Origin of the sequence: Mesorhizobium sp. AR07 (genome assembly GCF_024746815.1) — a bacterium.
In the GTDB taxonomy this organism is placed as follows: Bacteria; Pseudomonadota; Alphaproteobacteria; order Rhizobiales; family Rhizobiaceae; genus Mesorhizobium.
On record NZ_CP080528.1, the window covers coordinates 951330 to 971685 of the forward strand.

Consider the following 20356-nt stretch of genomic DNA (forward strand, 5'->3'; position numbering starts at 1 on the left):
TTAAGCTGCGAGATCGAAGCGGTGACATGGTCAGCGAGCACGAAAAACTTGCGGCACGCACGTGGAGATCAAGTCGCAGTTTGGTCGATATACCTCCATCGCGCCCTATAGGAGTCGAGCAGGAATTTGGCCGCCAGGTAAGAGCAGCGCCGGGCCGGCTAGAGACGGCCGAAGTGACCTGAGCGACGAAGCTTCGCTAGCAGGATGCTGGCCGTTCCGGAGTGATCAAGCCTCGCTTGCTCACTCAGCGGAGACGCATTCCAGGCGGCCAATTCTGCTACCAGAAGTGCGGTGTCTCCGTTTATCGATGCGCATCTAAGGTGTCCGTTCTTCTCCATCACTATTATCGCCGTGCCGGTTTCGCCATAGCCAATCGCAGCCATCCGCTGGACCCAGGTATCGCCGTCGACGCGAACATCGAACAGAACCGACCCTGCGGTTTTTTCTGCGGCGTCAGCCACACGATCACAGAAGGGTCGATTGAGGCCCTCGATATTCCCGAGTGACTGCTCAAACAGGGCCAATTCAACATGCTCCGCCACCATGGCTGCGAGAGTGCGCGCCGGCTGGCGCAATCGGCAAGACGCCAACGCTGATTATCCACACACCAGCCGCCTACCCGGCCTTTTTTATAGTCAACAACAGGCGCGCCTCCGCGTAAGCACCGTCTTGCCGGCGACCGAGAGCAATAACCGCTCGACGTGCTCGAAATGGGTCAGGGCCCACGACAATCCCGTCGCGACACTGCGCGCGATCGCGGAAGCTCAGTCTCTCGGATCGGCAACAGGCAGATTGGTGCCCGCGGACATCTGGAAACACAGCGCGACACATCCTCGAGCGATTTTGCGACCAGCTCGCGGGCGTCTGGCGTCGAGACCAACCCGTAAATTGTGTATTGCAATATCTTCGTACGGGCCGTGGCAATGCGCCGTCTAGGGCGAATGCTCCGGACTTCCAAGCCTTTCTTGCCTTGCCCGCATTCGACAAACACCTTTTGTCCCTCCACCAGCACGCTGAGCCCTGAGCGGGTCAGGGTGCTGGCATGAACGAAGACGTCCTTCTCACCGTTGTCAGGGGCTTGGAAGCCGAAACCCTTTTCGGGTTTGTACCACTTGACCGTGCCCCCGCTCTCTAGCTGCGCACCCGTCTCGACCATGGTCCCTCCGGCGACGCGCGTATGTGACGGAGTGTTCGCGATCTCATCGCCGATCTCCAGCACCTGCGCGACTTGATGACCTTTTGGACTTTTTTCGACCGTGACCTTCAGAAGCGTGCCCTCGGCAACATCTCGGCTTCGGGCCGCCTCCAACACTCGGACGTGCAGATAGGCCTCCGTGCCGTCCGACAGTTTGACGAAGCCAAAACCCTTGCTGACTGTGAACCACAATACCTCGGCGTCGACGGGGTGCACGGTCACGGTCGCCGGGCGCTGAAAGTAGCTTGGCTCGGAGGTCCGTTCCGAAAAGGAAACGGGGTCATCGTCATGGCGATGCCCGCGTGGCTCGCGATGGTCTCGATAATTGCCCATGATCATCTCGACTGGCATGGATGGCGAACTACGCTACCGTCAAGACAATCTCAATCGGGCGACGCGTTTATGTCAAATGGCCGTGATGGCCGCAGCTGTGCCCAGCCTATCGGTCGAACCCTTTGAAACTAGATTCATTTCACCTGAAACAATAGTGCCGGCGAGTCGATTTATTGACTCGCATAGGCTGTGCTGGAGTGCGCGTGCGATGATGGCGGCGCGGGCGAACTGGCAGGGCCTTCAAATTCGGAGAGGTTGCCGGCGCGTTGCGCCATGCGCGAAGCCAAGCTGTTGTCGTGTTGCCTCACGTAATTTTGTTACCGGCTGCCTCACCAAGAATGTTACCCGCTCGCCAGACGTGTGGAATCTGAAGCGAGGTATGGCGCTAGGCTGCTGACCTCGCCGATGAGCCGCTGCACGGCTTGTTGTCGCCACGCCCTTACTCGCTTCTGCAACGTGTGAAGCTGGCGCAAGCTGTATCGTCCGGGATAACGGACCTGGAACTCGACGAGAAGTTCAAGTGCGGTCTGATCTGGACGCTCTTCAAGGCACCGTGCCATCTCTTCCCAATGGTCCTTAAAGATGTCGGGACGTCGGCCGCGCGGATTGTCGTTGAGCCGACGATACGTCTTCGGCCCAACGACAACACCGCGCGCGCGAGCCGCTCGGCGCCACAGATTGACCCGGCGGACGAGTGTTTTGTACTGCTTGCGGGTAAACCGACCTGGAAACTGGACGCACAGCTCCTCGAAGAGCTGCGCGGCGTTGATGTTGGGGAATTCCTCCAATCGGCGGCAAACGATCGGCCACACCATGCGGAGCGCCTGGACGCGGGCTTGGCCAGGCTCGGCGTAGACCGGCTTCGGCTTCTCCTGCATCTTCGCGGCTGTCGCGGCAGGAGTGGGTGGGATCACCGGTTTGAGCGCGGCGGTGGGAGCCGCAATAAGGGTTTGTGTCGAGACCTTTTGTAGACTGCGCAGGTAACGCGGTTTGGCTTCGGTGGAGAACGTCGGACGGATTTCACCCGCATGCCAGGCACTCGACAGGCTTGCTACGAACGCGGCCAGGTCGGGTGGTTCGGATGTCGTCGGTGGTGGTGTTTCGCCGTCAGCCAGGGCTGCGAGATAGGCCTGCACGGCTCGCATCTCCTCCAGAAGCTTCAGTGGATCGAGGTCGGCGGCGATCTCGCGCAGCTTGCTCTTGGCGGCCATCGGGATACCCTCCGCCTGCAGGAGACGCTCGCAGGGCGTCTGCGGTGGATGATAGCGCTTGGCCACCTTCGCGCCGTCGCGCTGCTTGGCAGCCAGTTTGAACGACGGCTGGAAGAAGTTAACGAACAGCCTGGATGCCCCGTAGAGGCGCGTGATCGCCCTGGCCGCCGCCAAGCCTTCAAAGCGCCGATAACCCAAGAGCTTCCGTACAACGGCGCCATTTTTCTGCTCTATCCACGCTTGGTCGTTCTTACGGTAAGGCCGCGAGCGAGTGAGTTCGATGCCGTGACCAAGGCAATATTCGATCAGCCTGTTGTTGACGAACTCGCTGCCATTATCCACATCCAGCGCTCTCAGGGCAAAGGGCAAGCCCATGCGGATGCGCTCGAGTGTCTCGACCACGAGGGTGCCTTCTCGGACCACGATGGGCGCGGCCTCCGTCCATCCGCTCGCGATATCGGTCAGAACCAGGCTGTGAACGTAGCTACCGCGGTTGGCCTCTCCGCAATGAGCAACCAGGTCCATTTCCATGCTGCCGGGAAGCGGCTCGTTCCAGTCGGCAAAGGTGCGCATTTTGATGCGCCGCCGCGGCTCTGGCACAACCCTTGGCGGCTTTTTCGTACGCATGTTGCGCCTTGGCATCTGGAGCAAGCGGTCGATCGTCGCGGCGCTCATCGACAGGACCTTGTGGTGTATCTCCTCCTCGAGCTTCAAATGCCCATTGCGTTCCAGCGCCGGCAATAGAATGGGCAGCAGTGCCTTGAGGCGCTTGCCGCAGACTCGATCTGAAGCTTCCCACAGCACGATCAAGGCGCCGCGCGCGGCCTCGTCATAGAGCGACAGGCGTTGACGGATCTGGCGATGCTTCGGCTTCGGGTGGCTGTTCAGGACACGGATTGCGGACTTTTCGTGATACCCCGTCGCGGCGATGAACTCCTCCAAGATCCGGCGCTTATCCTTGGTCGTCGCGGCCGCATAGCGATCCCTGACCGCATTGGCCAGTTCCATGCGCATGGCATGTGTCATCTTCGTCTTCATGGTGCCTCCCTGATGGTGAAGGCATCATGGCGACATGCGCCTTCACGAGTAACATTTTAGGTGAGGCAACGAACCCGCGCGGTAACATTTTCCTTGAGGCAATGCGACAGCTGTTTGTATTCGAGAAGCTCCCGAAGCAGCCATATGACAGCGAATGACCGTTTTGCAGTGGTTTGCCGATCACTCGCAACGGCTGGGCTGGCGACCTCCCTTCGCCAACGAAAGCGAGTTCAAGCGCTTTGCAAGAACCGGAAGGGCTCCAGTTTCCTTTTTTCGCGGTCCGCGGAAAGTCTTCAAACACGACTATTGTGGTTCGCCTGTCGTATTTCCCAAGGCCATCGCACGGTAGAGTGACGGCGCTTCGCCGCGAGCGCGGGCAGGGAATGGCAGAATGCCATGCCAAGCATGGCAAGACGGCGTAGACCGTCACGCTCTTCAAGCAAGAATATTCGCCAGGGGATTGTCATCATTGATCCGGCTGTCGGAAGGCTCGGACGGCTGAAAGAGGGCGATGGCTATGATATGGTCAGGAACGGAATCGCATTGTTTCCGCCAGGTACCTGCGCGGATCACCTCCCAAAAATGGGGGCCGGTCCGGGCACCGTCGCGGGATTTTCGCGGCCGGGGTGGCTGTCTGTCGCCCGCAGGGCGAAGCGCAGCCGATGAGGACCTCCCGGAGACTCAATGCGACCGAACTGTGCATGCTCTCTAAGAGACATCGGCTGAGGTTGCCGAGTTTGGCAGCGATGCCGAAAGCGTAGTGCGGCGACCACCGTCTTGCGAGCGAGCTTGTCGAGCTCCCCCTGATCCGTGACGCCGAACCCCCTAGTGATAGATGATTTCGGATGCATGCTGCTCGCGATCCGCCTCGGTTTCGTTCGAAACGCCAGTTTGATCAAATACGCGCCCGAGGAGCGCGATTTCTTCGGGAGTGAGCACCTCCCCGCTAAAGGGCATAGGGCCTCCTCAAAACAGGTGGCAGTGACAAAGGCGCCCTTGATGCGAAGCTATGACGACCACCGTCCTGTCCTTCGGCATGATTTTGCGAAGGCCCGCGGTCTCCCGCGCGTCGGGCGCCGTCAGACTGCTCGTCGATATGTCCAGAGCTGTGCGGGCGGGATATTGCGGACCACGAAATCATAGTGAGACACGACGTAGCGGTCGGGCATTTTGATCACCGGCGACAAAGGTCCGTAGGTGATCTGAATGACAGGTCTCCCGCGAGGAATTCGGGCAAGCAAATCCTCGAGCAAGGCAATGCGCTGTTCCATCGGAAAGCTCAACATCGGCACCGCACTTATCACACAGTCGAATTGCTCCCCGCTCCGCTCGGCAAGCACTTCCCCCAGCGCGAACGCATCGCCCAATCGAAAGTCCACGCCTGGAAAGCCTCGCGTCAAGCGATGATAGAAATCTTTCGAATATTCGACCGAAATCAGCTGATGCGGCTTGATGCCCCTTTCCAGGATTGCCTTGGTGATGACGCCAGTTCCTGCGCCAAGTTCAAGAACCGGCAATCCGGATGCCGGATTGATAACGCTTGCCATACGGCGCGCGGCATGAACGGACGTTGGCATCAGCGCGCCCACTCGTTTCTTGTCCTTCTGCCAGCCCTTGAAGAATTGCACTTCCTCTTCAAACTTCCTGCCGAGCCGCTCCTTCAATCGAAAGACCATATCCACTCCCTGCTACCACTATTTGTCTGGGTCGTGACGACGCACGTTTGTACAAGCGTTGCGGCATTTTCAAGCCCGGGTACGAGGGATTCCCTCTCCTGAGAGCGGCAATTTCTCTAATGAGCTGCCTGTTGGCATAGACTCCGCGGCTCTGCCCTCTCCGCAAAAGCTGGCTCATATGAATGCCGGTCGATCGCGCGACCAAACACTGGCCCCGGCCTCAACGTTGCTGCGACCAGCCGCCCCCCTCTCCTCCCGAGACCAGCTTCGGCGCTGCTCGACCGACGTGATCACCTCGATCAGATGCTTCGTCACAGGGCTACTCCCAGTGCTTGCACTAGGACTTGCAGCCTTCAGCATACCCCAGGAAGGCGGCCGTCACCGTCGGAATACGAGACAACCAGACCATCGCCCCCAAAGTGCCGGTTCTGCTATTCAAACACCTAGCTCCTGACCAAACTGCTTCGCAGCAATGCCATGAATGTCGCCGATCCCGACAGGTTTCCCGATTAAATAGCCTTGAGCTTCATCGCATCTGACGCGGCGCAGATAGTCGAGCTGTTCGGGAGTTTCTACGCCTTCGGCCGTTACCTCAATTCGAAGCTCATGCGCCAACTCAACCAATGATCTTACAATCGCGGCGCAGTCCGCATCGGTGAGCATATCCTGGACGAAAGATCGGTCGATCTTGAGCCGCGAAAGAGGCAATTTACGAAGATAAGTGAGTGATGAATAGCCGGTGCCAAAATCGTCAAGAGCAACTGTTACGGATAGAGAACCTAACGATTGTAATAATGAAATCGTTTCTTCAAAATTCGAAATCAGCACAGTTTCTGTGATCTCGACCTCCAGTCTTCGGGGCTCCAAACCGGCTTCAGCCAAGGCCACCACAATTCCATCCAGTAAGGCTTTATTCTTAAGCTGTACTACCGACAAGTTGACGGAGACCCGCAAGTCGTGCGGCCAACGGGCAGCCGCCAAACAAGCCGTTTTGACGACCCAGTGTCCGATGGAGTGAATCAAACCCGTTTCTTCAGCGATAGATATGAACTCCGACGGTGGGATCGCGCCAAGGGTCGGATGGTGCCACCGCAGAAGCGCTTCAAAACCTCGGATGCGATCGCTGCTGAGGTCGAGAAAGGGTTGAAATGCGAGCGAAAGCTGGCCATTGGCCAGCGCAGATGCCAGATCGCGTTCAAGGGCATGGCGCCTTGCAGCAGCTTCATCGTCGCTTCCGCTGAAAAACTGGATGGAGCCCGCCCCCAGCGTCTTAGCCCTGTACAGCGCGGTGTCGACGCACCGCAAGAGTTGGTTGGCATCCAAACCGTCCGTGGGCGCCAAAGCGATACCAATAGAGGCCCTGCAATATATTTCGCGCCCTTCGATCAAGAAAGGCGCGCGCACGGCATCTATGATCTGTTTGGCTAAAGACCCGATTTGATCTGGCCTGATATCGCGCGTAGCGATTATTGCAAATTCGTCGCCCTCCAATCTCGCAATGCCGTCGCTCTCCCGTGTCGATTTCCGAAGTCTCGCAGCCACTTCGACCAAAAGGACATCCGCTATTGCTCGGCCAAAACGATCGTTCACCTCGTCGAAATTGTTAAGATCGAACAAAAGTAGCGCAAAGTGCTGGTCAAACTGCCTTGCGTCCACCAACGCGCTGTCCAGCCGCTCATTGAAGCTGAACCGGTTTGGCAAACTCGTTAGAATGTCCCTGCGAATGGCATTTTCGCTTTCCGCTTGCAGAATGAAGCGTTGGGTAAATTCGAACGCGTGAGCAAGCACTGCACGAAATAGCGTGATGGCGTAGCTTACTATCAGGATTGCGACGGGCAGATTGACGGCGTCTCCCACCCACACAATCGCCACCGCCGAACCGACGAAGATCGGTAGCGTATACGCGACGGCCGCAATAGGAATTGTGGAAAAAGAAGCGGCACCGCCTGCGATCATCCCCGCACTCAGGCAGGTAATGACGACCTGGGCTGCGCTTGTTGCCCCGCTGAAGAACAGAACGGGAAGTGCTCCCCACCAAGTGCCGAACAAGAAGGCGTTGCGCACCAGGTTTTGCGTTGTCCGGCGAGACACTGACCTTGGTTTGACTGACTGAAACGATGATCTCGCTCTTAAGCCTACGACAGCTGAGGCTACGATGATAACACTCGCCCAGAGGACGGCATTCGTTTGGTCGGGCGAGCCCCAAAGCGCCATAACAAAAGTGGCCGCATTGAGTATGTTCGCAACCATGCCAAGAGGCGTGTTGCGAAGAACGAGACTGACCTGCTCCGCCCTGATTCGGCTGGCAAGGGGTTCGATTGTCGAGGGCCCGCCAAAAACTCGCAGGTCTCCCGCCAGAAGGTCACCGAACCTTGCGGCAGAGAGACGCTGCCTCACTCTTTCACTCCCCCGCCCTAGAGTAGTAGCTGCGTGTTTGTTCCCTAGCACAGAACAATTCGGAAAAAAGTAAATTTCAACCGCAAAATTTGGACAGCTCAGTTGGGAAGCCAAGGGCTCCCTAATTCGAAGATAGCGAAACGCGATGCTCCCTTAGGACCTCGCTGCCGTATTGCGCCGCCATCTCGGCATAGCGGTTGACCTGCGTAACACTGCACCATCTACGAACGCTCGCGAGTATTACCACGAACGTGCGACCCGCTTCCGCACTAAGGCCTGTTGAGATTCATCGTGAGTTTATGACGGCGGCTGCGAGATGGATGATTGCGTTGAAGCTCTGGTCGGTTTTGTCAGCTCGCATGGCGATACGCTTGAACTCCTTGAGTTTGCAGAAGAAGTTTTCGATGAGATGACGCCATTTATAGAGTTCGAAGTCGAGAGGCAGCGGCAAGGCGCGCCTCGGATGCTGCGAGATGACGATCTTGGCGCCGCGTTCGTTCAGATCGGCAATAATGGTGTTGCTGTCGAAGGCCTTGTCGGCGATCAGGCCGCCGAAGGCGACGCCGTCGATGAGCGGGGCGACGCCCACCGTATCGAAGCGATGTCCTGGCAGGAGAACGAAGCGCACGAGATTGCCGAGCGCATCGGTGAGCGCAAGAATCTTGGTAGTCATGCCGCCCTTGGAGCGGCCTATGGCCTGGCTTTGAGTCCCCCTTTTGCGCCCTGGCCGTGGCGGTGGACCTTGACGATGGTTGCGTCGACCATGGCGAACTCCATGTCCGGCTGGTCCGAACAGGCCTCGAAAAGCCGAAGGAAAACATCGGCTTTGACCCAATCGCGGTATCGCTTGAAGACGGTGTTCCAACCTCCGAAAAAGGCTGGAAGGTCACGCCACGGGCTTCCCGTGCGCACGATCCAAAGCACGGCCTCGATGAAGCGGCGGTTGTCGCTGCCGCTTCGACCAGGGTCGATCGGCTTACCCAGGCAATGCGGTTCCATCTTCGCCCATTGGGCATCAGTCAGCACAAATCGTTCCATCCAAAGCTTGAATCACAAACAAGCCAAAAGTGGAATCTGGAGGGTTCTGTGAGGTCCGTGGCACAGGCGGGGCACGCGGGCTCGACGTCGGGCCTCATTGCAAGCCGGATTGAGCGAAGCCGCGGGCTGGTCTGGCGCTATGGGGATTGTAGCCTGGAGGGGCGGTCGGGATTGTCTTCGTCGGGTGAATGAAGGGCAACCGCGATGCGACCCCAAGGGATGGTGGCATGGTGGAAGGTCGAATGTTGATGGCGGTCACCGCGGATTGGGTCGGCACGCCTTCTGTCGCGGGCACGAGTGCTCGCGGTCTTGTGCGGAAAGTCAAAGGTCGGCATGCCGGCGCGGATGGCGACGGATACCAAAGCTGGTGATGTGGACCTGCCGCGTACGATCATGAGGTGTCGTCCCACAAGGGACCTGGCGGCGCTTGTCCGCAGCGCCAGATGGCCAGCGTGATCATCGATCCTCCACAGCATGGGCAGCGATGCGCAGATGCGAGGGGCGCGGCCGTGCTTTCGACGTGCGGTTCGATATTGTCCTGCTGCGGGTTGGCCAGCAGCCTGCGACACAGGTCGAGCTTTGCGGCGCGATGGCCGTTGGCGAGGAATCCGTAATGGCGGATGCGGTGGAAGCCGTCCGGCAAGGTGTGCAGCAGGAAGCGCCTGATGAACTCGTGCACATCCAGCGTCATGAGCTTTGCCTTGCCGCCATGCCGATAATCCCTCCAGCGGAACGCGACCTTGCCGTTGGCCGTGCTGACCAGACGGGAATTGGCGATGGCGACGCGATGGGTATAGCGGCCGAGATAAGCCAGCACCTGCTCTGGCCCGCCGAACGGCGGCTTGGCGTAGACAACCCAGTCGAGGCGGCGGACTTCGCCAACCTGGCGTTTGAACACGGCGGGCTCCGCCAGGTCGGCGAGATTGCCGAAGAAGCTCAACTTGCCCGCTTCGTACGCTGTCCGCAGTTCCTCCAGAAAGAGCCGGCGGAACAGGCGCGACAGCACCCGCACCGGCAGGAAGAAGCCGGGCCTGCAAGAGATCCAGCGCGTTCCATCGGGCGACAGCCCACCACCCGGCACGATGCAATGGATGTGGGGATGATAATGGAGGTTCTGACCCCAACTGTGCAGGACGCCGACAAGGCCGATCTCGGCTCCCAGATGTTTGGAATCGGCGGCGATGGTGCGTAGCGTCTCGGCGACCGCCTTGAACAGGATCGTGTAGACCGCCGCCTTGTTCTGGAGGGCGATCGCCGCGATTTGCGCGGGCAGCGTGAAGACGACGTGGAAATAGGGAACCGGCAGGAGTTCGCCCTGCCGCGCGGCAAGCCATTCCCGGCAGGCCTGTCCCTGGCACTTCGGGCAATGCCGATTGCGGCAGGAATTGTAGGCGACGCGGATCGCCCCGCAGGACCGGCAGCCCTCGACATGGCCGCCCAGTTCGGCGGTCCGGCATAGCTCGATCGCGCTCATCACGCGCCGCTCGACGCGCCCGAGATGGCCGTCATGGGCCTGCCGATACGCCTCGCCGTGGCGGCGGAAGATGTCCGCCACCTCCAGTCTCGCCGACATTGGCGGAACCGGTCAGCCCGGCGGCACAACCTCAATGGTCAGCCGATCGAGCGGGCTTTCCGTCCGCCGAATGAGACCGTTCGAGACCTTCGTGTAGCGCGCCGTGCTCGACAGGTTGTTGTGGCCGAGCAGCACCTGAATGATGCGGATGTCCGTACCGTTCTCCAGCAAATGCGTGGCGAAGCTGTGCCTGAGCGTATGCACCGTCACGCGCTTGTCGATGCCGGCAGCCGCACGCGCCGAGCGGCACGCCGAATAGAGAACCTGCACATCGATGGGGCGATCGACGCCGCGCCCGGGAAACAGCCAGCCCTGCGGCTTCGCCAGCCGCCAGTAGACCCGCAGGATACGCAGCAGCTGCGCCGACAGCATCACGGTGCGGTCCTTGCCGCCCTTGCCATGCTCGACACGGATCACCCCGCGACCGCTGTCGATGTCGCCGACCTTCAGCCCGACAGTCTCCGAGGCGCGAAGACCTGCTGCGTAGGCCGTCGTCAGGGCCGTACGGGTCTTCAGGCTCGGCACCGCCTCCAGGAAGGCGACGACCTCATCGGCGCTCAACACCACCGGCAGCGTGCGTGGCGAGCGAGCATAGACGATACGCTCCGGAATCTCGGCATGGCCCAGCGTCACGCCGTAGAAGAACCGCAGCGCGCACACCGTCTGGTTCAGCGCTGGCCACGAGATTCCGGTCGAGACCAGATGAACTTGGAAGGCGCGGACGTCCTCCAGACCGAGCCGGTCCGGCGAACGGCCAAAGTAGCGCGAAAACTTCGCCACGGCATGCACGTAGGATCGCTGCGTGGCCGGCGACAGATTGCGGATCGTCATATCCTCGATCATGCGCCGGCGAAGCGGGCTCAACTCGGCCATTTTATTGCTCCTGTTCTCAAGATTGCGCTTCAACAGCCGCAATCCTCTAAAACAGAAGCTTCACCCGCAAACCGACCCGCCAAATGCCGCGTCAGCGGCTTCGTTGTGTGCCCAGCATGTTCAACCGCTTGGGGGTGAAAGTTCCCTAGCCAACCTGATGGAGGTGAAGGCTTAGCAAAGCGCAAGGGCATCACCGCGAGGTGGTGTCTGAAGGAAGCGTGGAGCAAAACCGCGACCTGACGAACAGAAACCGGATATGAGGCATCCCTGGCCGGACGAGCGGGCAACGTGTCGCGAAGTCCATATCCATCAAGGGGCAGGGCTGTAGATCCGGCAGGTGCGCGGGGAAGGCGATTGAACTTACCTGGGGAGGCCTGCGTCATGTTCCGACTTCGGAACTGAGGGAACCGCAAGGTGACCTGACCGTGATGCAGGAGTCAGCAGAGGGCGTAGTAGGTGATGCTGTCGGCAAGGCTAGTGAGGCACTCCAAGGCCGAAAGGCGGAGCAAATGGATAGGCCGAGCCGGAAACGATGACCGAAGGCCCGAACGATTGGAAGCGGCAAGTAGGACTGGCAACTCATGAGTGGAAAGCGGCAGAAGACCCAGTATTCACTGGCCCTGGAACCGAGGGACCGGGGTGAAGCCCCTGTCAGCGGTTACCAAGGGGCCGAACCACTCATGGCGAAGTCGGCACCCGAAAGCCCGGCTTGGACGGAACAGCTAATGGAGACGGTATGTAGCCGAGAGAATCTGGAAACAGCGTGGAAACGCGTTCGAAGCAACAAGGGTAGCCCAGGCGTGGATGGGATGACCATCGAGGACGCCAAGGGCTACCTGCGTGAGCACTGGCCAAGCATCCGGTCTCGATTGCTCGAGGGAACCTATCAGCCGCAGCCGGTCAAGCGGGTCGAAATCCCCAAGCCGGACGGCGGGGTCAGAAAACTCGGCGTACCTTGCGTCGTCGACAGACTGATCCAGCAAGCCCTGCTGCAGGTCCTGCAAGAGCAGTGGGATCCGACGTTCTCGGAGCACAGCTACGGCTTCCGCCCGGGACGCTCTGCCCATCAGGCAGTAGCCCAAGCGCAATGCTACATTGCCGAGGGTTACAGCTACGTGGTTGACCTCGACCTCGAAAGATTTTTCGATCGGGTTAATCATGATAGCCTGATGGCGCGCGTCGCCGCCAGGGTGTCCGATAAGCGTGCGCTCAAACTCATCCGTGCATTCCTCAATGCGGGGGTGATGGAGGACGGCCTGGTCCGTCCGGTGGACGAGGGGACCCCGCAAGGCGGCCCGCTCTCGCCCCTCCTGAGCAACCTCCTACTCGACGATCTCGACAAGGAACTGACCCGACGTGGCCACCGTTTTTGCCGCTACGCCGACGACTGCAACATCTATGTTCGCAGCCGCCGCGCCGGCGAACGGGTCATGGCTTCCGTCAGCCGGTTCCTGACCAAGAAGCTGCGGCTGAAGGTCAACGAGGCGAAGAGCGCGGTGGCGCGACCGGAGGAGCGGAAGTTCCTAGGGTTCAGCATCTCGAATGACGGGAGCGAGCGGCGCATCGCGCCAAAAGCTCTCGCCAAATTCAAGACGCGGATCTGGGACATGACACGCCGGACCCTGGGCATCAGTCTGCCGCAGCTGATCAAGGAGCTGAAGCCATACCTCGTCGGTTGGCGCGGCTACTTCGGCTTCTGCCAGACGCCTCGAGTACTCACACACCTGGAAGCGTGGATCCGCCGGAGACTACGCATGTATCTCTGGCGGCAATGGGGGAACGGGCACAACCGCTTCAAGGAACTGCGTCGTCATGGCGTACCAAAGTTCGGAGCTGCGGTTGCCGCCGGTTCACCGACGGGATTCTGGCGCATGTCAGGACACCCGGCGGTCCAACAGGCCCTGCGCAACCATTACTTCGACTCTCTCGGTCTCCCTCGCCTCCATGTCTCTGCCCAAGCTTAATCCGATCGAACCGCCGTGGTACGGACCCGTATGCCCGGTGGTGTGGGAGGGGCGGCGTCGCGAGGCGTCCCCCTATCCCGATCAATCCTGAATCTCAACAGGTCTTAGGCCGCGCTGTTCTTGACCACGCGCAGTTCGTGGTTGCTCAGCCGTCGGGAAGCGGGCGTCCGGCCTTTGCCGCTCGTATGCTGAGCGAAGTCGGAAATCGGGCAGGGTCGGCCAAGTAGGTAACCCTGGATCGCATCGCAGGCTTCTTGCCGCAGGAAGGTCAGCTCCGCGTCCGTTTCGACGCCCTCTGCCAGGACCGGGAGCTTGAGGCCCCGAGCGAGGCCAAAGACCGCACGCATGACGGCAGCCGCCTCATCACTGGTATCCACCGCCCGGACTAGAGACTGATCGACTTTGATCTTATCAAACGGGAATGCCCGCAGATTCGATAGCGACGAGTATCCGGTGCCAAAATCATCCATGGCGATTTGAACCCCAAGGCTTTTGAGCTGACGCAGGGCAGAGAGCGCCCGCCCGATATCCTTGATCAGGCAAGTTTCGGTAATCTCCAGCTCGAGGCGGAACGGATCGAGACCGGTTTCTTTCAGCACTGCCCCGACCAGCTCGGGCAAATTCCCGCCGTGGAGTTGCATGGCCGAAACGTTGACGCTGATTGCTAGCGGTTGTTGCCAGCTTGCCGCTTCGGCGCAGGCGGTCCGCAGCACCCATTCACCGATCTTCAGAATGGCGCCACACTCTTCCGCGATCGGGATGAACACGGCCGGCGGAACGGCGCCGCGTTCCGGATGATCCCACCGGAGCAGCGCTTCGAAACCGAAGACCTTGTTGGACAGGAGTTCCGCCTGCGGTTGATAGACGAGGCGGAGTTCCTTGCGCGAGATCGCGTGACGGATGTCGTGCTCGAACTGGCGGCGATCGCGCAGGTGCTCACCCATGGACGGCTCGAAAACGCAATAAAGGCCACGGCCCTGCATCTTGGCCTCATAAAGCGCAGCGTCGGCATGGCTCAGAAGGGTCTCCCGATCGGGTGCATCGTTCGGGAATACAGCGATGCCTATGCTGGTGCCGATGGTGACACCGGCGGGCAGGTTAGCGCCTGTGTCGTTGAGTGCGTCCAGGATGGCTTCAGCAGTGCGCGTCGCATAGCCCGCGCTCGGCAGACCGGGAACAATCACAGCGAACTCGTCGCCGCCCAAGCGCGCAACCATCTGCCCTGGCTTAAGGACGCCCCTGATCTTCTCGGCCACACACTGCAGCACGGCGTCTCCGACGAGATGGCCGAAGAGGTCGTTGATCTCCTTGAAGCGGTCGAGGTCGAGGAAGAGGACGGCAAGGCACCGCTCAGCGCCGCGATGCGTCGTAAACTCGGCCTCCAGCTTTTCGTTAAAGCTCGTGCGGTTTGGAAGCTTGGTCAAGGGATCGTGGTGGGCAAGGAAATGAATCTCTTCCTCCGCCCGCTTGCGCCCGCGGATATCGCGCACGGCAAGAACCTGGTGTTGCTTGCCGGCATAGAGGATGCTGGCCGGATCAGCTCAACCGGGACCGTGCTGCCGTCCGTCGCGCATAGTCCCACCTCCAGCGGCGTTTGCGTAGTGCCCGAGAGCTCGCCTTGGGAAACCGTGGGAAAGAAGGACGCGAGCGGGCGGCCGGCCGGCTGAGAGCCGTCGACGCAGGCAAGCGCGGCGAAACTGCGATTGGCTGCCACGATCTCGGTTTCGTTGCACACGATCAGCCCCTCGACGGCCGCGTCGGCCAGCTCCTGCATGCGCGCTGCTTCGCCGGCGCGACGGAGATCGCGCACATCGAGGGCGAGGCCGATGATGGCCAAAAGGATGATGACGATCGAAACGAGGGCTACGCCAGCGGCCATCCAGTCCGCGGGCAACGCCGTTGCGGAAATGACAATGCGCGGGTCTGGCATGATTGCGGCCGCGCCCATCGCCGTGAAATGGTGGCTGCAAATCGCTACCGTCAGCACGAGGGCGCCGAGCGCCTTCCACTTGACCGTGTTGGCGTGAAGGGCAACCGGCAATGCGGCCGCGCCGAACAGCCCACCAAGAATGATTGAGGCGGCGACGAGCGGCACATCCCAGACGACGCGGCCCGCGATCTCGAATGAGCTATGGCTGAAACTGGGTGATGACGGTTTGAGAAGGGCGGCGTATCGAGGCGGGTGATGAAGCCTGCCAGAACCTCTCAAGGAGAGCGATACGCCATGAACGAGACTATCAACATTGTTCGCCTTCGTCAGCCCGACGAAATCGATGATCCCCTGACGGATGTGCTTCGCACCGGCGCGCGCAAATTGCTGGCGCAGGCGATCGAGAATCGAGATGGAGGCCGAAGCGTTTCTTGCCGAGATGCGGGATCTCAAGCTTCCGGACGGACGTGACCGGCTGGTCCGGCACGGTCACGGGCCGGAGCGGAGCATCCAGACGGGGATCGGGGCGGTGCCCGTCAGCCGGGTGAAGGTCCGGGATCGCGGCGCGAACGGTGAAGCGGAGCGCATCCGTTTTTCCTCATCGATCCTGCCGAAATGGGCGCGTCGGACACGAAGTCTGGATGCGCTTCTTCCCGTTCTCTATCTGCGCGGCATTTCGACGGGCGACTTTCAGGAAGCTCTGGCAGCTCTGTTGGGCAAGGAGGCGCCGAACCTCTCACCCTCGGTGATCACGCGACTGACGGCGGAGTGGGGCATCGAATACGATCGTTGGCAAAAGCGCGATCTTTCGGCGCGCCGCTATGTGTATGTGTGGGCGGACGGGGTCTACCTGCAGGCCCGGATGGAAGATCATGCCGAATGCATGCTGGTCCTGATCGGCGCCACGCCCGAGGGCAAGAAAGAGCTGCTCGGCTTCCAGACCGGCATTCGTGAGAGCGCACAGAGCTGGCGCGAGCTGCTGGTCGACGTCAAGCGTCGTGGCCTGCAGATCGCGCCCGATCTTGCCGTCGGCGACGGCGCGCTTGGCTTCTGGAAAGCGCTCGATGAGCTCCTTCCCGGCACCAAGCACCAGCGATGCTGGGTGCACAAGACAGCCAACGTGCTCAACAAGGTGCCGAAATCGGTGCAGGCCGCCATGAAGACGGACTTGCGCGAAATCTTTTCCGCCCCGAACCGAGCCTCAGCCGAGACGGCGATTGCCGTCTTTGTCGAGAAATATGATGCGAAATACGGCAAGGCGGTCGACTGCCTGACCAAAGATCAGAATGCCTTGCTGGCGTTCTACGATTTCCCCGCCGAACATTGGGATCATCTGCGAACGTCCAATCCCATCGAGAGCGTCTTTGCGACCGTTCGCCATCGCACGGTGCGTACCAAGGGCTCACTCTCCTCGAAAACCGCCAGGCTGATGGTCTTCAAGCTGGTCATGGCCGCGGCCAGGACGTGGCGACGACTGAAAGGACAAAATCAGTTGCCTAAACTCATCGCAGGTGCAACGTTCCAGGATGGAATCGAGGTCATTGAACTGAAGCCGCAGAGCGCCGCTTGATCAGCCTCGTCACCCAAATTGCAGCATAGCTCATCTCGAATGCGGCCATGCCAGTGTAGTGCATCACCGCGATGCCGCCTCCCACGATCGCACCGCCGATCCAGCGTCCATGTGGAACGCGTGGCGAGGTACTGATCGTGAGACCCGTCCCGGTCAAAGCGATCGCGGCCAGCAACGACATGATCGTCAAAGCGATGTTGTAGCCGCTCGGTACGGCGGGCTGGAAGGCCAACATGGCTATGAAATGCGTCGCCCAGATGCCGAAGCCGGTGGCGACCGCGGCGACGGCTAGCCAGATCCGTCGCATTTCGCTTTCACTGCGCCCGACATGGTGGAGGAGGTTCACGGCCGTGAAGGAGGCCAGGGCGCAGATCAAGGCCGCTAGCGCGACCAGACGCAGATCATGCTGCGTCGCAATGCAAGTGTAGACTTTCAACATGCTCTTCCCCCACGCAGGACGATCACCCGCTTGGGGAGAAATCTACGGCCAAAACTTGAATAAAGCGCTTAAGCGGAAAATCCGCTTTGATCATCGTTACCGAAGGTCGTGAAAGAACCCTATGGCCCTGGCTCGCTGCAGAATGGGGCGGGCCGGTCGCGCCATATATGGGAACGCCTGATTGTAGGCTTAGGGCCAAGACTCACGAGTGATTCCTCGACCGCAACAACGGTCACCGGGTCGCTTTGATAACTGTGACCCAAGGGGTCGCGAACCGGATGTGGATGTTTGCCAGGCAGGTATGCGTAGTCCGGGAAATTCTTTTCGCGAGGACGTGACATAGACCCAGCAATCATGAAAGCGCGTTGGTGGCAATTCCAGATGAAGTAATCGCTTGCGCCAGAGTGCCAGCGGTAAAGAAATATCTTGCGCTGCCCCGACAAAATGCGCTCATGGTGCCATTCCTCCATGGGCACGTGCGCCGGGAGGGCACCTCTAAAACGACCGATAGACCGAGGGAGGGCTCAACCCAATGAGCAGGGTGCCGCGCGCAGATGCGAGTCCAGCTTCGTCGGCGACATTTGCGCCGCTTGAGAATGCGACCTTTCGATCGATCTGGCTTGGCACCCAGGTCGCCAGCCTTGGCTGGCTAATTCAAACTGTCGCCATCAGTTGGCTGATGGCGACCATCTCGACTTCGGACGTGATGGTCGCCTTGGTTCAGGCTTCGACGACACTCCCCATATTCGTCCTGTCGATCATCGCCGGGGCCCTGGCGGACAATTACAGCCGCCGCAATCTCATGTTCGCTGGCTGGTGCATGATAGCGTTATCCTCGGCGATGCTGACTGTTCTTGCGGCCCTCGGGATTTTCATTCCATGGATGGTTCTCGCATTCAGCTGTTTGGCCGGAGCGGGTGCCGCTTTCACCGATCCTGCTTGGCACGCGTCGGTGGGCGATATCTTACGAAAACGCGAAGTCCCAGCCGCGGTCACGCTCATCTCGGTTGGATACAACGCCATTCGAAGCGTCGGCCCGGCGCTCGGTGGCATCGTCGTTGCCTCCTTTGGACCTCTGACAGCTTTCGCTGTGGCGACACTGACCTATGTAGCGCTGCTGTGGACCATAGGGCGCCGCAAATGGGATGTTCGCACCTCACCTCTCCCGCGCGAGCCTTTGACCACCGCCATCCATGACGGAGCGCGCTTCACGGCCCTGTCGGCGGAGATCAAGGCGGCAATCGCGCGTGGAGCGCTTTTTGGCCTGACCAGCATCTCCATACTCGCGCTGCTGCCTCTCGTTGCCCGCGATCAACTAGGGGGAGGACCAATCGTTTATGGTATCCTGATGGCCGGCTTCGGGACGGGCGCCTTGTGCGTCGGCATTTGCAACAATGTCTTGAGGCGGTCGCTGTCCCAGGAGCGGCTTACAACACTGGCATGCATTGCCTGTGCGGCGTGCTGTCTATCTCTTGCTCTCACTACTTCAGTGGCGGTGGCGGCTATTGCGCTGGCGCTCGGCGGAGGGGGCTGGGTCGTCACCTGGACGGGGCTTGACGTGAGTGTCCAATTGGCAAGCCCAAGGTGGGTCGTTGGTCGCACGCTCTCGATCTACTATGCCCTTTCGTCGGGCGGTATCGCAGCCGGCAGTTGGCTGTGGGGCACAGTGGCTGAGAACTATTCGCTTACCTTAGCCCTCGAGGTTTCCGCTGGCGCGCTCGTAGTGGTCGCGGCCACCGGCTTCCTGATGCCTATCCGTCAATGGCAAGACTCTGATCAGGATCCTTTTGGCTTCGAAACGCCACAGCTCGCTCTCGACCTGAAGCCGAGAAGCGGGCCAATCGTCGTCAAGATCGAGTACTCAATACCGGAGGCGAACGTCGAAGCTTTCCTGGACCGGATGCAGGAACGACGGCGAGTGCAAAGCCGTGTCGGTGCTCGGCACTGGAATCTCCAACGCGATCTTCAAGATCCTTCGCTTTGGACAGAAACCTTCCGCACGCCGACCTGGATGGACTATCTGCGCCTGAACCATCGCCTCACGGCGGCGGACAAAGCGTTGGACCAACATCTGCTCGAATTGAACATGGCAAATCCGCCTCGTACCAAGCTCTCGATTGAACGACCGACCGTGGCAACCCGCAGGCGGGATCAGTCGACGCGATTTTTCTTCCGGCTGTGATCGCCGGCTTTGGGTTGGTAGAGCTTGGGGGACAGCGAGATGACCGGTTTGGTGAGATTTGAGAGGCAAGTCGTGGTCCAGATTGGCCGCCACAGCCCAGAACGTGCCGTATTCGATGTCAATGATGCGGCCGCCATCTTGCTGCAGGTTTCTGGTCGTCAGACGGAGAAGCGCAGGGCAGCGATGGACGCCTGTTTGAAGGCACTACGGGGTAAGGCTCATCCACCCGCCGCCCGAAGAGCCTTCGTCGCGGCCGCGCGCGAAGCAAATATCCTACGCGGCGATTGACAGGTCAAAAATCGTTCGACGCTGACCGAAGCGGCGAGAAAATATGTAAAGAGCCGCTTTGGCTGACAAGAATGCACCGGTCTACGTCTTCAGCAACGCCCGCAAGCAGCGTAAAGTCTTCGCCCGAAATCAGGTGGTATCCGATCTCCAGGGTGAACGCGCCGCTGGCCGCCGGGCCGCAGGCCCTGCTGATCAAGGGCGGCCACGCATCGGGACATCGATCAACCGATGTTCTGTTGCGCTTCGATCAAGAACCAATCCGCTTCGACACACCGCGCCTGATCTCATCGATGCGCGGGACGGGTTGCATGCTTGCCAGCGCGATTGCGGCGCATCTGGCCAATGCGAGATCGCTTCAAGATAGCGTGCGCGAAGGCAAGCTGTTCGTGTTCGAGAAGCTCCGGAAACATGCAGCCGAAAACAGCGAGTGACCGTTTTGCGGCGGTTTGCCGACCACCACATGGGAGCGTCTGACGAGCGATCTCCCTTCTCCAAAGAAAGCGAGTTCGAGGGGCCTCTGAAGGAGCGGAAGAACTCGCGTTTCCTTTTTTCACGGTCCGCTGAGAAGTCTTCAGCCTAAACATGACTATTGTGGTTCGCCTGTCGTATTTCCGAACGCCATTGCACGGTAGAGTGACCGAACCTCACT

General features: G+C 60.1%; 15 protein-coding genes and 1 pseudogene. 5 read left to right on the forward strand and 11 right to left on the reverse strand.

Translation table 11 applies throughout. The features are described from left to right. Positions 1-158 precede the first annotated feature (158 nt). The 8 genes from BPNPMPFG_RS40760 to BPNPMPFG_RS40800 form a co-directional block, all read right to left on the reverse strand. A complete protein-coding gene (locus BPNPMPFG_RS40760) occupies positions 159-545 on the reverse strand; it encodes a hypothetical protein (protein WP_183455455.1) in 387 nt (128 codons plus the stop codon). 170 nt (positions 546-715) lie between these two features. Next, a complete protein-coding gene (locus BPNPMPFG_RS43055; RefSeq protein ID WP_319946044.1) occupies positions 716-1528 on the reverse strand; it encodes a cold-shock protein in 813 nt (270 codons plus the stop codon). A gap of 341 nt (positions 1529-1869) precedes the next feature. Beyond that, entirely contained in the window at positions 1870-3777 is a 1908-nt protein-coding gene (locus BPNPMPFG_RS40775; protein ID WP_258598589.1) for a transposase family protein, read from the reverse strand. A 1079-nt stretch (positions 3778-4856) separates the two neighbouring features. Beyond that, positions 4857-5453, reverse strand: coding sequence for a phospholipid N-methyltransferase PmtA (gene pmtA / locus BPNPMPFG_RS40780; RefSeq protein WP_258598590.1), 597 nt, complete (start codon positions 5451-5453; stop codon positions 4857-4859). 435 nt (positions 5454-5888) lie between these two features. Continuing rightward, positions 5889-7517 carry a putative bifunctional diguanylate cyclase/phosphodiesterase gene (locus BPNPMPFG_RS40785; RefSeq protein WP_258598591.1) on the reverse strand — a complete coding sequence of 543 codons (1629 nt, stop codon included), beginning with the start codon at positions 7515-7517 and terminating at the stop codon, positions 5889-5891. A 619-nt stretch (positions 7518-8136) separates the two neighbouring features. Beyond that, a protein-coding gene (locus tag BPNPMPFG_RS40790) for an IS5 family transposase (protein ID WP_258598592.1) occupies positions 8137-8888 on the reverse strand; the annotation gives its coding sequence in 2 pieces (ribosomal slippage) (positions 8137-8558 and positions 8558-8888; 753 coding nt in all). Positions 8889-9279: 391 nt separating this feature from the next. Then, positions 9280-10461 (reverse strand): IS91 family transposase, encoded by a 1182-nt coding sequence (locus BPNPMPFG_RS40795; RefSeq protein WP_258598593.1) that lies wholly within the window; start codon positions 10459-10461, stop codon positions 9280-9282. A gap of 12 nt (positions 10462-10473) precedes the next feature. Next, complete coding sequence (locus BPNPMPFG_RS40800; protein ID WP_258598594.1) at positions 10474-11334, reverse strand: site-specific integrase; 861 nt, start codon at positions 11332-11334, stop codon at positions 10474-10476. A gap of 581 nt (positions 11335-11915) precedes the next feature. Between BPNPMPFG_RS40800 and ltrA the strand changes: the two genes are divergently transcribed. Then, entirely contained in the window at positions 11916-13298 is a 1383-nt protein-coding gene (gene ltrA, locus BPNPMPFG_RS40805; protein WP_413776925.1) for a group II intron reverse transcriptase/maturase, read from the forward strand. A 104-nt stretch (positions 13299-13402) separates the two neighbouring features. On the opposite strand, the gene BPNPMPFG_RS40810 is transcribed toward ltrA, so the two are convergent. After that, the gene (locus tag BPNPMPFG_RS40810; RefSeq protein ID WP_258598595.1) at positions 13403-14788 is read right to left on the reverse strand and encodes a putative bifunctional diguanylate cyclase/phosphodiesterase; all 1386 of its coding nucleotides are present in this window, start codon (positions 14786-14788) and stop codon (positions 13403-13405) included. Next, positions 14719-15393, reverse strand: a complete 675-nt coding sequence (locus BPNPMPFG_RS40815; protein ID WP_258598596.1) for an MHYT domain-containing protein — start codon at positions 15391-15393, stop codon at positions 14719-14721. Before BPNPMPFG_RS40815 ends, BPNPMPFG_RS40810 begins: the two co-directional genes overlap by 70 nt. A gap of 129 nt (positions 15394-15522) precedes the next feature. Between BPNPMPFG_RS40815 and BPNPMPFG_RS40820 the strand changes: the two are divergent. After that, positions 15523-16798, forward strand: a pseudogene (locus BPNPMPFG_RS40820) (IS256 family transposase). On the opposite strand, the gene BPNPMPFG_RS40825 reads toward BPNPMPFG_RS40820, so the two are convergent. After that, on the reverse strand, positions 16767-17237 hold the full coding sequence (locus BPNPMPFG_RS40825; protein ID WP_319946045.1) for an MHYT domain-containing protein: 471 nt from the start codon (positions 17235-17237) through the stop codon (positions 16767-16769). The pseudogene BPNPMPFG_RS40820 and the gene BPNPMPFG_RS40825 overlap by 32 nt on opposite strands. 532 nt (positions 17238-17769) lie before the next feature. On the opposite strand from BPNPMPFG_RS40825, the gene BPNPMPFG_RS40830 reads away from it, so the two are divergent. The 3 genes from BPNPMPFG_RS40830 (at position 17770) to BPNPMPFG_RS40840 (ending at position 20138) form a co-directional block, all read left to right on the forward strand. Continuing rightward, the gene (locus tag BPNPMPFG_RS40830) at positions 17770-19419 is read left to right on the forward strand and encodes an MFS transporter (RefSeq protein ID WP_258598598.1); all 1650 of its coding nucleotides are present in this window, start codon (positions 17770-17772) and stop codon (positions 19417-19419) included. Positions 19420-19458: 39 nt separating this feature from the next. Then, a complete protein-coding gene (locus BPNPMPFG_RS40835) occupies positions 19459-19707 on the forward strand; it encodes a DUF982 domain-containing protein (RefSeq protein ID WP_183455314.1) in 249 nt (82 codons plus the stop codon). A 152-nt stretch (positions 19708-19859) separates the two neighbouring features. After that, positions 19860-20138, forward strand: a complete 279-nt coding sequence (locus tag BPNPMPFG_RS40840) for a bifunctional hydroxymethylpyrimidine kinase/phosphomethylpyrimidine kinase (RefSeq protein WP_258598600.1) — start codon at positions 19860-19862, stop codon at positions 20136-20138. The last annotated feature ends 218 nt before the right edge of the window (positions 20139-20356 follow it).

Excerpts from the sequence above, each read along its gene's own strand:
- BPNPMPFG_RS43055 (WP_319946044.1), bottom strand. The coding sequence starts at position 1,528 with ATGGGCAATTATCGAGACCATCGCGAGCCACGCGGGCATCGCCATGAC.
- BPNPMPFG_RS40760 (WP_183455455.1), bottom strand. The coding sequence starts at position 545 with ATGGTGGCGGAGCATGTTGAATTGGCCCTGTTTGAGCAGTCACTCGGG.
- BPNPMPFG_RS40830 (WP_258598598.1), top strand. The coding sequence starts at position 17,770 with ATGAGCAGGGTGCCGCGCGCAGATGCGAGTCCAGCTTCGTCGGCGACA.
- BPNPMPFG_RS40835 (WP_183455314.1), top strand. The coding sequence starts at position 19,459 with ATGACCGGTTTGGTGAGATTTGAGAGGCAAGTCGTGGTCCAGATTGGC.
- BPNPMPFG_RS40800 (WP_258598594.1), bottom strand. The coding sequence starts at position 11,334 with ATGGCCGAGTTGAGCCCGCTTCGCCGGCGCATGATCGAGGATATGACG.
- ltrA (WP_413776925.1), top strand. The coding sequence starts at position 11,916 with ATGAGTGGAAAGCGGCAGAAGACCCAGTATTCACTGGCCCTGGAACCG.
- BPNPMPFG_RS40825 (WP_319946045.1), bottom strand. The coding sequence starts at position 17,237 with ATGTTGAAAGTCTACACTTGCATTGCGACGCAGCATGATCTGCGTCTG.
- BPNPMPFG_RS40775 (WP_258598589.1), bottom strand. The coding sequence starts at position 3,777 with ATGAAGACGAAGATGACACATGCCATGCGCATGGAACTGGCCAATGCG.
- pmtA (WP_258598590.1), bottom strand. The coding sequence starts at position 5,453 with ATGGTCTTTCGATTGAAGGAGCGGCTCGGCAGGAAGTTTGAAGAGGAA.
- BPNPMPFG_RS40795 (WP_258598593.1), bottom strand. The coding sequence starts at position 10,461 with ATGTCGGCGAGACTGGAGGTGGCGGACATCTTCCGCCGCCACGGCGAG.